Source organism: Lentzea aerocolonigenes, from assembly GCF_000974445.1.
Classification (GTDB): Bacteria; Actinomycetota; Actinomycetes; order Mycobacteriales; family Pseudonocardiaceae; genus Lentzea; species Lentzea aerocolonigenes.
In genome coordinates this window covers 49,126-61,693 of sequence record NZ_BBOJ01000031.1, presented here as the reverse complement: position 1 = coordinate 61,693, position 12,568 = coordinate 49,126, and the positions used below count along the sequence as shown (strand labels likewise).

The window sequence follows — 12,568 nt, the reverse complement described above, 5'->3', positions numbered from 1 at the left end:
TGGGTGCTGTGACCGCGCGGTCACAGCACCCGTGCCGTCAGAGGTAACGCGTGTCGGACGTGAGCAGCGCCTGTTCCTCGGCCTTGCGCACCGCGGCCATCCTGGACGTCACCCCGAGCTTCTCGAAGATGTTGCGCAGATGGCGTTTCACGGTGCCCTCGGTGATCGACAGCCGCGAGGCGATCTGCCGGTTGCTCAGCGCCGTGGCCACGAGCGTCAGCACCTCGAGCTCCCTGCTCGACAGCGGGACGGAACCGGTCGCGCGGGGATCTCCCACGAGCCCGGACGAGGTCGCGATCACCACGCTCTGGCCCGCGTGGGCGCTGCGGATGGTCGCGACCAGGTGCTGTCTGCTGACGTTCTTCGACAGGTACGCCGACACCCCCGCGTCGAGCAGCCTGCGGATGGTGTCGGCGCCGTCGTGCATGGTCAGGATGATGATCTTCGGTTGCGGTACCAGCTCCCTGAGGCGTGCGACCGTCCTGAGCGGGTTGTGCTTGGGCATCTCGACGTCGAGCAGGACCACGTCCGGCTTCGTGCGCGCGGAGACGGCGAGGACCTCCTCGCCGTCACCCGCGATTCCGCTGATCGCGAAGTCGTCCTCCACGAGCAGCACGTCGCACAACGCCTCCCTGAGCAACATGTGGTCGTCGGCGACCACGATGCGGATGTCGTCATCCGGCACGTTGCTCACCCGCCCGCGCGGTCAGCGGTATCCAGATCTCGATGCGCGTCCCCCGCAGCGGCCGGCTCGTCAGCACGAACATCCCGCCGAGCTGCTCCACCCGTTCCCGCATGGACAGCACACCGCTGCCGCCGAGCCCGGTCAGGTCAGCGGACGGGGAGAAGCCGCGGCCGTCGTCCTGGACCACCGCGCACACCCGTTCCGGCGAGACCTCGACCATCACGAAGGCCTTGGTGCCGCCGGAGTGCCGGAAGATGTTGCGCAACGCCTCGCGCAGCACGACGAACGTCTCGGCGCCGACGTGCGCGGGCATCGCGGTCTCGTCGCCGCGGACGAAGACGTCGACGTCCATGTCGCCGCCCGCCGAGTCCGCGTACGACCGCAAGGCCGTGCAGATGTCGCCCACCGGGTTCTGCAGCCGCAGGCCGGACGCGAACCGCCGGGTGCCCTCGAAGAGCTCGTTGAGCACTGCGCGCAGACCGGCCAGGTGGTCGCGGACGTCGTCGTCCGCCCGGCCGCGCGCCTCGACCAGTTCGAGCTTGCGCAGGGCGAGGCTGAGGTTGGTGCCGTACCAGTCGTGCAGCTCGCGTGACATCCGCCTGCGTTCGGCGGCGCGGACGCGGTCGAACCGCTGGTTCAGTGCGGTCTCGTACCACGAGGACGCGACCCCGCTCCGCTCGGCGATGCTCCGGTGCACCGCCGCGACGACCAGGTCGGGCCCGTGCACCGCGCCCGCCTCTCCCGCCACCCTCGGCAGGTCGAGCAGGAACACCTCGGACATCGCGCTCCACGCGGCCACGAGCTGGTCCAGCCCGACGCCCGCCGCTGCCGCCCGCACCCCCAGTGCGGACGCCAGCGCGACTTTCTTCTCGTTCACGAAGATCTCGCCGCGGCGCAGGCTCTCCTGGCAGTCGGCGTACACGTACCTCAGCTGGCGGTCGAATTCAGAGTGGATTTCCTCGTGGCCGATCAGTTTATTGGCCCGGTCCTGCAGTGCGGCGTCGAAGGAAATAGCCAGCTCGCGGATCGGATCCGTTTTCCTGTTGTCTCTGTCCACTAACGCGCAGCGACCGGAGCCGTGCTCCTGCATACGCCCCCCAAAATGTTTCGTTTCGGCGTCAGGAAATCATTGTGGAGTTCCCCGGTCAACGCGCACACTGATTTCCGTGATTGTTAGTGCCCCCAGGTGATGTGACATCACTGAATCTCGAACCTAGCACGACTCCACTGCCACGTCAGTCGCCTTCTTCCGCTTGGTCTTAGCGCGTATCCACCACGTTGCCAGGACGCAAACACCGGCGACGCACACCAGAGGCAGGCCCGCCAGACCGACCGCCATCTCGATCTGCTGGTACGCCTCGCCCGCCGTCCGTCCCAACAGGACGAGCCCGCACGCCCACACGATCGCGGCCGGCACCGTGCTCGCGGCGTGACGCGCCCTCGAGACTCCAGCCTTCGCGGCGAGCCTGGGCGCCACGGTCCTGAGCACGCCAAAGCACTGGCACGCGGCCAGCGTCCAACCCGCTCGCCTGTTCAACTGCGCGAGCAGAACCTCCATGCGCCGGTGCCCCGCCCGGCGCACCACCGATCGCCACACCGGGCCCGTGCGCAGGGTGCCGTGCAGGTAGCCGAGCTGGCTGCCGAGTGCCGAACACGCCGCCGCCGTGCAGATCGCCGCGATCTCGGACACGACGTCGAACCGCGTGAGGACACCGATGCCGAGCACCGTGGTGGCGGCGGGCAGGAACACCCCGACGGCGAGCCCCGACTCGGCGATCAGCAGCACACCCAGCACGAGCAACACCAATGGTGCGGGCAGTCCGTCCAAGAACCCCGTCAATTCGGATCACCCCCCGGTGATGATCCTGGCCGTGTTCGACGGCGGGCGAATCCGTCACGATGACTGGTCGTCGTTGCTAGTGTGGATCTCGTGCTCCACGGACGCGATCATGAGTTGAACGTGATCCGCCGGTTGATCGAGGAGGCCCGAGGGGGAGTTCCGGGTGTGCTCGTGCTGCGGGGGGAAGCGGGCGTCGGAAAGACGGCTTTGCTGGAGGAAGCACGTACCCACGCGGACGGCATGACGGTGCTTTTCTGCTCCGGGAACGACCTGGAGGCGGGTTTCGCGTTCAGCGGGCTGCATCAGTTGCTGCTTCCCGTGCTCGCCGAGATCGATTCGCTGCCCGCCGCGCAGGCGACGGCGTTGCGCAGCGCGCTGGGGATGGAGGACACGCACGCCACCGACTTCGCCGTCTGCGCGGCGGCGTTCTCGCTGCTGACCACTGTGTCCGAAGGCTCGCCGCTGCTCGTCGTCGCCGACGACGTGCAATGGCTGGACGACTCGACGATGGCCGCGCTGATGTTCCTGGTGCGCAGGCTGGTCGCGGACCCGATCGCGGTGTTGTTCGCGGTGCGCGATCCGAGCGAGGTCAACACGTCGTTCCTGCCGGAGCTGCCGCTGACGGGTCTGAGTCGTGAAGCCGCGGCGGAGTTGTTGTCCCGCAACGGGTGGCGTTCCTCGGACGCGGTGCGCGAGGCGCTCATCGAGTCGACGGGCGGCAATCCGCTCGCGCTCGCCGAGCTCGTGCGCACCGGCGCCGAGGGCGGGCTCGCACACGACCTGGTGATGGGCGGCACGGTGCCGCTGAGCAGCTCGCTGCAGAGCGCGTTCGCGCGCCGCGTCGACGAGCTGTCCCCGGACGCGCGGCTGCTCACCCTGGTGTTCGCCGCCGAACCCAACGCGCCGGTGGGTGCGCTGCTCGCCGCGGCGGAACGGATCGGCCTGCCGGAGACGGCGTTGCTGCCGATCGAGCAGTCCGGTCTCGTGCGCCTGCGCGGCTCGACGGTGTCGTTCGACCACCCGTTGATCAGGTCGGCCGTCTACCAGGCCGCGCTGTTCCACGACCGGTCGCGGGTGCATCTCGCCCTGGCCGCGGAACTGGGGGAGCGCAACGACTCCGGGCGTGCGATCCACCACCGGGCCATGGCGGCGACCGGGCCCGACGAACCGCTCGCCGCCGAGCTGGCGCGCACCGCGGACAGGATCGTCGAGCGCGGTGGAGCGGCGGCCGCCGCGCACGTAATGAGGCGGGCGGCGGAGCTGAGCCCCGACCGGGACGACCGCAGCCGCAGGCTGGTCGGCGCTGCGTACGCGGCGTGGAGGTCGGGCCAGGCGGCGTTTGCGAAGTCGATCACCGAACAGGTCGGCACGGAGATCGCGGGCAGCGGCACGAGGCTGGAGGCGCAGGTCTCCCGGCTGCGCGCGCTGATCGAGACCGACAGCGGCGATCCCGCACTGGGCTACGCGTTGCTGAGCCGCACCGCCGACGCCATCTCGGCGAGCCTGCCAGAGGAAGCGATGTGGGTGCTCTTCCTGGCCATGGAGTCCGCCAGGCTCGCCGGTGACCTCGAGGGCACGATGTCGGCGGGGCGCCGCATCGGCGAGCTGCGCATCGATCCCGTCCACGACCAGCTCAACCGGTGGATGGAGGGGAGCACGCGAGGCGTCGCCGAGAAGTCGGGCAGCAACCCGCACGAGGTGCTGGAGCTCGCGTCGACGGTGCTGCCTCCCGGCGATCCTCGCCGGTCGATGGTCGCGATGGCGCTGGCGATGCGCGGGCACGACACGAAGCTCGCCCGCGACTTCGGCATCGAGGTCGCCGGCCAGCTGCGGGCGATCGGCATGACCAACGTGCTCACCATGTTCCTGAACTGGTTGGCGGAGCTCGAGTACGACCTCGGCCTGTGGCACGACGGCATCTCCCACGCCGGGGAGGCGGCCAGGCTGACGCTCGACAGCGGGCAGCACAACCGCCGTGCGCAGTCGCTGGCGCTGCTGGCCCGGTACGCCGCGGTCATGGGGGACGAGGAGGCCTGCCTCGAGCACGTCCGGGACGCCACGGCGCTCGCCGTCCCGCACGGCAACCGCAACGCGCTCGCGATGTGCGCGTGGGCGCAAGGCTTGCTGCACCTGGTGAAGCCCGATCCGGAAGCCGCGCTGGAACACCTGCTGGCGATCGACTCGCCGTCCTCGCCGCAGACGAGCCGCGAGATGGCGCGGCAGGTCGTTCCCGACCTCGTGGAGGCGGCGCACTGGGCGGGCGCCGCGGACAAGGTCGTCGACTCGGTGAGCCGGTACGAGGAGTTCGCGTCCGGGGCGAACCTCTCGGTGTACCGCGCCGGTCTGCACCGGTGCCACGCGATGATCGGCGACACCGACGTGGAGGCCGCTCTGGAGCGTGCGCTCGCCGAGGAGTCGTTGCGCCAGTTCCCCTTCCACCGCGCCCGCACCCAGCTGTTCCACGGTCGCTGGCTGCGGCGCAACCGCAGGCAGTCGGAGGCGCGCGAGCAGCTGAAGGCGGCGGCGGAGGTGTTCGCCTCGCTCGGCGCGTCCGGCTGGGAGGCCGCGGCGGCGGCGGAGCTGCGCGCGGCGGGCGGGCTGGTTCCGCAGAGCACCCCGGAGTTCGAGTCGCTGACACCGCAGGAGTTGCACGTCGCCCAGCTCGCGGCGCAGGGCCTGAGCAACAAGGAGATCGCCATCGAGCTGTTCATCAGCCCGCGGACGGTCGGCTACCACCTGTACAAGCTGTTTCCCAAGCTGGGCATCGCGTCGCGGGCGCAGCTGCGCAACCTGCGCGCGTTCCGGGAGGGCTGAGACGAGAGGCGGCCCCTCCGCGCCGGAGCGCGGAGGGGCCTGGGGGTGGGGGCGGTCGGTCACCCGACGAGTGTGGGCTGGGGTTCGCGCTCGGGTTCCGCCACCTCACCGAGGCCGCGGTTCTGCCACCACCTGGCGAGCGGCGCCGGTGACCACCACGCCCACTTGCCCAGCAGCTTCATCGTGGCGGGCACCAGCAGGCCGCGCACGATCGTGGCGTCGACGATGACCGCGATGATCAACCCGACGGCGATCATCTTCATGAACACGATGCCGGAGAACAGGAAGCCGACGACGACCGCGATGAACAGCACGGCGGCGTTGGTGATGATGCGCCCGGTTTTCTGCAGTCCCACCGCGATCGACTCGTCGACGTCGCCGGTGCGGTCCCACGCCTCGCGGATCCTGGAGAGCAAGAAGACCTCGTAGTCCATCGCGAGTCCGAACGCGATGGCGACGACGAGCACCGGGAAGTTGATGTCCACGGCGCCGATCGGGTCGAACCCGAGCAGGCCGGACAGCCAGCCGTCCTGGAAGATCAGCTTGATCGCGCCGAACGACGCGGACAGCGACAGCAGGTTGAACACCGCGGACTTGAGCGGCAGCACCACCGAGCCGAACGCGAAGAACATCACCACGAACGACACGACCAGCACCGCGAGTCCCATCCACGGCAACCGGGACTCGATCATCCGCACGATGTCCACCCTGGACGCGGGCATGCCGGTCACGAGCGTCGTGGCGCCGGCGGGCGGGGGCACCGCGCGCACCGCGTCGACCACGGCGGGAGCCTCTCGCGACATCGGGTCGAGCGAGTACCCGAGCGTCACCCTGGCGAGGTTCTCGTGCGTGCCGGTGACCTTCGCGCTCGTGATGCCGGGCACCGCCCCGACCCTGGCCGCGTAGTCCTCGACCGCGCTCTTGGCACCGTCGGCCGAACCGGGCAGCCGCACGACGACGGTGGCGATCTTGGCGGGGTTCGCGGTGAAGTCGGCGTCGAGCGCCTTGGTCACCTCGCGGGCGTCCTCACCGCGCGGCAGCACCCACTCCGCGGGCCGGGCCCAGTTGACGCCGAGGAACGGCAGACCGAGCGCCACGAGCACGACGAGGATGCCCACCGTCGACAGGACCGGCTTGCGCATGGTCCGCTTCGCGGTCCGGTACCAGCCGGTGCCGTCGGCCTCCCGCTGTCGCCGGCGCGGCAGCGGCAGGCGCAGCGAGTTGATCCGCTGACCGGCGAAGCGCAGCACGGCGGGCAGCAGGGTCAGCGAGCTCACCACCGCGAACAGGACGACCGAGACGCCCGCGTACCCCATGGACGAGAGGAACCTCGCGGGGAACAGCACCAGGCAGGCGAGCACCGCCGCCACGGTGAGGCCCGAGTAGGCGACCGTGCGTCCCGCGGTGGCCGTGGTGCGCGCGACCGCGTCGTCCACCGTCCTGCCCGCGGCGAGCTCCTCGCGGAACCTGCTGACCATGAACAGCCCGTAGTCGATCGCGAGACCGAACCCGAGCATGGTGACCACGTTGATCGCGAACGTCGAGATGTCGGCGAACGACGTGATGATCTTGAGCAGCGTGAACGAGCCGAGCGCGACCACGATGCCGGTGAGCAGCGGGATCGCGGCGGCGACGAGGCTGCGGAAGACGATCACCAGCAGGATGATCAGCAACGGCATCGAGACCAGTTCCGCGACCAGGATGTCTCGTCCGGTGTGCGCGTTGACCTGCGCGGTCATGGCGGTGACACCACCGAACTTCACCGTGAGGCCTGGCGCGTCCGCGAGTCCGTCCTTGATCGCCTTGAGCTCGGTGACCCGGCCTTGGTCGGTCGTGGAGGGAAGCTGCACGGCGACGTAGGTGGCGTGCCGGTCGCGGGAGACGAACGCGGGGTCGTTCTCGGACCAGAACGACCTGATGCTGGTCACGGCGCCCTGGGGAACCGTGGCCACGGCCTGCTTCACCGCCGAGGCGAACTGGGCGTCGTCGACCGTGCGGTCGGTGCTCTCGTAGAGCACCACCACGTCGGGCGCGTACCTGCCGAGCGGCCCCTGCAGCACCTCGTCCGCGCGGACCGACTCGCTGGACGGGTCGTCGAACCCCGCGCCACCGGTCATCGCGCCGAACACGCTGGTGCCCCAGATTCCGCCGAACAGCACGAAAACCAGGGTTCCCGCGATCACCCACCACCGGCGCCTCGCGGCGAACCTGCCGAGACCGGAAAACATGACGCTCCCCCTCCGAGGGCTGACAAGTCGATAGCGAAGGTATCCGCTATCGATAGTTATACTACCGATGTCTGCGGGCCTCAAGGCCGAGGCGTCCCGGAGGAGAGACATGCGCATTGCGGAGTTGAGCCGCCGCACCGGCGTGCCGGTCCCGACGATCAAGTACTACCTGCGGGAGGGCCTGCTCGAACCTGGCGCGCGCACGAGCCCCAACCAGGCGTTCTACGGCGAGTCCCACGTGCGCAGGCTGCGGTTGATCCGGGCGCTGGTCGACATCGGCGGCCAGTCGGTCGGCGCCACGAAGTCGGTGCTCAAGGGCATCGACGAGCCGGGCATCAGCGTGCACGCGGCGCTGGGCGCGGCGCAGTACGCGATGACGACCACCCGCGCACCGGTCGTGGACGAGGCGTGGAAGACCGCGGCGAGGACCGTCGCCGAACTGGTGGCGAAACGGGGCTGGGACGTCAAGGAGACCAACCCGTCCCAGCAGGCGATGACCGAGGTGGTCGCCACGCTGCTGCGGCTGGGTCAGGACCACTGGCTCGCGGTCCTCGACACCTACACCGACGCGGCCGAGTCGATCGCCGAGCGCGAGCTGGCCGAGCTGGCCGGGCGCGCCGACATCGACGACATCACCGAGCGGGCGATCGTGGTGACCGTGCTCGGTGACGTGCTGCTCTCCGCGCTGCGCAGGCTCGCGCAGGAGCACGTGTCGCGGACGCACTTCGACACCGTGTGCGGCACGCCGGCGCAGGAGACCTGACCGCGGGCCGCCGAGCGTGCCCGCCGGTCATCGGCCGCTACAGGCGAAGCAGCCAGCGGATCTCGCCGTCGTGCTGCTCGTCGGTGGCCGTGAGACCGGCGGACCTGGCCACGGCGGCGGACGCGTGGTGGTCGGGATGGACGTGCGCGATGACGGCGTCGACGGGCCGGGTCCGCAGCCAGGTGACGAGACCTCGTGCCGCTTCGCCCGCGATGCCCCGACCCTGCCACGGCGTGCCGACGGCCCAGGCGATCTCGGCGGTCCTGTCGGCGACGGTCGCCTGGACAGTGCCGGCGAGGCGCTCTTCCGGACGCAGGTGGATCACCCAGTTCAGCCAGCGCACCGCGGGATCGGGCGCACCGGCGACCAGGCGCTCGTAGCGGGCGAGGAGTGCCTCCGGCGCGTACGGCGTGCCGCCGGTGAACGCGTGCAGGGCCGGGTCCTTCAGCACCTCGGCCATCTCCGCGGCGTGCTCGATCCGCAGCGGCAGGAGGTCGAGCCGGAGGGTGCTGATCACCTCGGCCCGAACGGAGGTGGGGCTCGCACCGTCGTCTGTCACACGCCGATCATCCCTTCCACCGCCCCTGGCAATGAGTCTTTTGCGGACGAAGTCAAAAGACTCATTGCTAAGGGGCAGGTCAGCAGGGTTGGAGGATGTGGCGACGGAAACAGCTGCTCAGGCGTTCGTGCCGGGATGGCCGACACGGTCGACGCGTTGACGACGACACTCGGAAGCGCCCGGCCTGGACCGGGAGGACGTCGAGGTCGTCGTCAACGCGCAGCTGAACTGATATATCGGATATCAGCTAGCGGGAGCTGTCGCTGCCAGCGCCTTCGTCAGCGCTTCCAGGGTGAGCTCGACCTGCCACGACCTTGCCCCGCCCTCGCGCAGCACGGCGGCCACGGACTCGGGGGAGAGGTCGTCCGGCGGTTGCCAGCAGGTGCGGCGCACCAGGTCCGGCAGCAGCAGGTTCTCCACCGGGAGGGTGTTGGCCTCGGCGATGGACGTCAGCGCCGCTCGGGTCGCGGCCAGGCGGGCCGCGGCGTCCGGGTCCTTGTCCGCCCAGCGGTTGGGCGGGGGTGGGCCGTCGTGCTGGCCCGCGGGTTCCGGCAGCTCTGACTTGGGCAGGGCGGCGGCCTTGCGCAGGGCGTTCATCCAGACGCCGGACATCCGGCGCTGGGATCGGCCGCGGAAGACCGGAAGCGCGAGCAGTTCGGCTTCCGAAGCGGGGTTGCGGGCGGCTGCCTCCATCAGGGCGGAGTCCGGGAGGACTCGGCCGGGGGCGATGTCGCGTTCGCGGGCCACGGCGTCGCGGGCTTCCCACAGCGACCGCACGAGGGCCAGTTGCCTCTGGTTGCGCACGCGGTGGATACCCGACGTGCGCCGCCAGGGGTCGGTACGGGGGCGCGGCAAAGGCGCCGTCCGTACCGCCTCGAACTCCTCGAGCGCCCAGGCGAGTTTGCCCTGGCGCTCCAGCTCGGCCTCGAGAACGTCGCGCAGCTGCACGAGCAGCTCCACGTCCAGAGCGGCGTACGTCAGCCAGTCGGCAGGAAGGGGGCGGCGTGACCAGTCGGCCGCGCCGTGCCCCTTCTCCAGCCGATAGCCGAGTAGTCGCTCGACCAGCGTGCCCAATGCCACGCGTTCGAACCCAGCCAGCCTGCCCGCCAGCTCGGTGTCGAACAGCACGCCGGGTCGCAGCCCGAGTTCGGCGAGGCACGGCAGGTCCTGAGACGCTGCGTGCAACACCCACTCGGTGCCGTCCAGCGCCTGCACCAGCGGGTCCATCCGACCGCCCAGGGCGATCGGGTCGACCAGCCACGTGCCGGCGCCCTCCCGGCGCAGTTGCACCAGATAGGCACGCTGTGAGTAGCGGTAGCCCGAGGCTCGCTCGGTGTCCACCGCGACCGGGCCCTTCGCCCCGGCGAGCGCGTCAGCGGCTCGCCGGAGCGCAGCAGGATCGGCGACCACGGGCGGGACCCCATCAGCAGGTTCCGTCAGCGGTACCGGATCTGGTCCGGTTGGTGCGGTTGGCTCGTCGGCGGGTACATCCACAGCGGATGACCCTACGACGATCGCACCACCCACAGGTGTTCTCGGCCGGTTCAGTGCTTCAAACCGGTATCTAGCGGATCACGCCGGCACGCATGGCCAGCGCGACCATCTGAGCGCGATCCCCGGTGCCCAGCTTCCGGCCGATCCGCGACAGGTGAGACTTCACCGTCAACGCGGACAGGCTCAGAGCCTCGCCGATTTCCTTGTTGCTCTGGCCATCGGCGACCAGCTGGAGCACCTCGACTTCACGCGCGGAGAGTTCCCGCGGCGTGTTGTCGGTGCCCGGCACCCGAGTACCCGCTGCGAGTACTGGTGCCACGCTCGGATCTGCGTAAACGCCGCCATCGAGAACCCGGCGCACCCCGTCGGTGACCACCATCGGAGAGGCGGACTTCAGGAGGTACGCCTGGGCGCCCGCCTGGAAGGCCGACCTGACCGCGTAGGGGTCGTCGGAGGATGCGAGGACCACGATGCGGGGCCAGCCCTGGGCACGGAGCTCCGTGACCAGGTCGATGCCGGTGCCATCCGGCAGGCCCAGATCGAGGATCGCGAGGTCGCACGGTCCGGTTGCAAGTGCCCGCGCCCGAGCCTCTGCCACCGATGCGGCCTCATGCACTGTCCCGGCTCCCATTTGGGTGAGCCGAGCTGATATCGCCTCCCTCAGCAGTGGGTGGTCGTCGACCACCAGCACTGAAAAAGCTCTTCCCGCGGGTGCGGGACCATGTTCGCCGGCAACGAGCCGGCTGGCGTGGTACGAACGGCCTGACCTAAGCCGACGGCAGCCACGTCACTACCTCCCTGGAGTCGGTCGTGCCCCCCGACCGGCACCGGAGACTTTCGTCCAATCAGCCGCGCCACTGATCGACCGAAAGTGGTGTCGTCTGGGGCAGCGTAGCCGCCCATGCGGGTCTACGGGACGATCAATCGGGTATCTATCCCTATTGAGTTGTGACAGATGGCCTCATGTGTCACACGATCGGATGACAACTGGATAGGGGGAGTAACACGCGCCCCTCTCCGAACGACATCTAGGAGTTGGTTGTGCAGAGCTCTTCCGGTCTCGAGCGAGCGCGAGCGTTGCTGCAGCGTGTGCCCCTCGTCGACGGCCACAACGACCTTCCGTGGGCCTTGCGAGAGTTCGGCGAGGGAACGGGCGAAGACGTCTACACGACCGCCGCGAAGATCGATCTCACGGAACGTCAGCCCAGCCTGCACACGGACATCGTGAAAATGCGCGAGGGCGGTCTGGGGATGCAGTTCTGGTCCGTCTGGATTCCCGGGAAGCTCGCGGGCGACGGAGCCGTCACCGCCGTCCTGGAGCAGGTCGAACTGGTCTACGAGCTGGCCGGGCGGTACTCCGACCACCTCGGCATCGCGACCACCGCCGCAGAGGCTGAAAAAGTTTTCGCGTCCGGGCGTGTCGCGTCCCTCCTCGGCGCCGAGGGCGGACATTCCATCAACTCTTCACTCGGAGTTCTGCGCGCGTTGCGCCGTTTGGGTGTCCGCTACATGACGCTGACCCACAACGACAACACGCCGTGGGCCGACAGTGCCACTGACCAGCCAGAACACGGCGGGCTCACCGAGTTCGGTCGCGAGGTCGTGCGCGAGATGAACCGGATCGGCATGCTCGTCGACCTGAGCCACGTCGCGCCCAGCACGATGCACGCCGCGCTCGACACGAGCGTCAAGCCGGTGATCTTCAGCCACTCGTCGTGCCGCCACGTTGCGGACCACCCGCGCAACATTCCGGACGACGTCTTGATCAAGTTGAAGGCCAACGGCGGTGTGGCCATGATCACATTCGTTCCGGACTTCGTGTCACCCCGTGTCGCTGAATGGGACGCAGCCCTTCGTGACGCCATGACCGCCGCCGGCGCGAACCACGCCGACATGACCGAGCGCAAGACGTTCAGCGAGAAGTGGTCCGTCGAGCACCCGAAGCCCGGCGCCACGCTCGACGACGTCGTCACGCACATCGAGCACGCCCGTGAGGTCGTCGGCATCGACCACCTCGGCCTCGGCGGCGACTACGACGGCGTGAAGTCGCTCCCGGAGGGGCTCGAGGACGTCTCGACCTACCCCAACCTCATCGGCGCGCTGCTCGACAAGGGCTGGTCCGAGGACGACTGCACGAAGCTCGCGGGTGCCAACGTCCTGCGCGTCCTGCGCGACGCCGACTGAC

At 69.5% G+C, this 12,568-nt stretch carries 9 protein-coding genes and 1 pseudogene; 3 read left to right on the top strand and 7 right to left on the bottom strand.

Going from position 1 to position 12,568, the window contains the following annotated elements:
* Positions 1–37 precede the first annotated feature (37 nt).
* The 3 genes from AOM45_RS43350 to AOM45_RS43340 form a co-directional block, all read right to left on the bottom strand.
* Complete coding sequence (locus tag AOM45_RS43350; protein ID WP_156094244.1) at positions 38–685, bottom strand: response regulator; 648 nt, start codon at positions 683–685, stop codon at positions 38–40.
* A complete protein-coding gene (locus tag AOM45_RS43345) occupies positions 675–1,607 on the bottom strand; it encodes a sensor histidine kinase (RefSeq protein ID WP_156094245.1) in 933 nt (310 codons plus the stop codon). The genes AOM45_RS43350 and AOM45_RS43345 overlap by 11 nt, the downstream gene beginning before the upstream one ends.
* A 291-nt stretch (positions 1,608–1,898) precedes the next feature.
* Positions 1,899–2,525, bottom strand: coding sequence for a DedA family protein (locus tag AOM45_RS43340; protein WP_035912856.1), 627 nt, complete (start codon positions 2,523–2,525; stop codon positions 1,899–1,901).
* Positions 2,526–2,606: 81 nt separating this feature from the next.
* Here AOM45_RS43340 and AOM45_RS43335 point away from each other — a divergent pair, with 81 nt between their 5' ends.
* The gene (locus tag AOM45_RS43335; protein WP_059362988.1) at positions 2,607–5,339 is read left to right on the top strand and encodes a helix-turn-helix transcriptional regulator; all 2,733 of its coding nucleotides are present in this window, start codon (positions 2,607–2,609) and stop codon (positions 5,337–5,339) included.
* 59 nt (positions 5,340–5,398) lie between these two features.
* Here the strand turns inward: AOM45_RS43335 and AOM45_RS43330 are convergent, their stop codons facing one another.
* Positions 5,399–7,567 (bottom strand): MMPL family transporter, encoded by a 2,169-nt coding sequence (locus AOM45_RS43330; protein WP_030471900.1) that lies wholly within the window; start codon positions 7,565–7,567, stop codon positions 5,399–5,401.
* A 109-nt stretch (positions 7,568–7,676) separates the two neighbouring features.
* On the opposite strand from AOM45_RS43330, the gene AOM45_RS43325 reads away from it, so the two are divergent.
* Positions 7,677–8,330 carry a MerR family transcriptional regulator gene (locus tag AOM45_RS43325; protein ID WP_051784430.1) on the top strand — a complete coding sequence of 218 codons (654 nt, stop codon included), beginning with the start codon at positions 7,677–7,679 and terminating at the stop codon, positions 8,328–8,330.
* A 37-nt stretch (positions 8,331–8,367) separates the two neighbouring features.
* Here the strand turns inward: AOM45_RS43325 and AOM45_RS43320 are convergent, their stop codons facing one another.
* The 3 genes and pseudogenes from AOM45_RS43320 to AOM45_RS43310 form a co-directional block, all read right to left on the bottom strand.
* Positions 8,368–8,889: a GNAT family N-acetyltransferase gene (locus AOM45_RS43320; RefSeq protein WP_035912859.1), complete on the bottom strand. Its 522-nt coding sequence runs from the start codon at positions 8,887–8,889 to the stop codon at positions 8,368–8,370.
* A gap of 243 nt (positions 8,890–9,132) precedes the next feature.
* The gene (locus tag AOM45_RS43315) at positions 9,133–10,383 is read right to left on the bottom strand and encodes a ribonuclease D (RefSeq protein WP_030471903.1); all 1,251 of its coding nucleotides are present in this window, start codon (positions 10,381–10,383) and stop codon (positions 9,133–9,135) included.
* 70 nt (positions 10,384–10,453) lie between these two features.
* Positions 10,454–11,169, bottom strand: a pseudogene (locus AOM45_RS43310) (response regulator).
* A 255-nt stretch (positions 11,170–11,424) separates the two neighbouring features.
* On the opposite strand from AOM45_RS43310, the gene AOM45_RS43305 reads away from it, so the two are divergent.
* Positions 11,425–12,567: a dipeptidase gene (locus tag AOM45_RS43305; protein ID WP_030471904.1), complete on the top strand. Its 1,143-nt coding sequence runs from the start codon at positions 11,425–11,427 to the stop codon at positions 12,565–12,567.
* Position 12,568 lies beyond the last annotated feature (1 nt).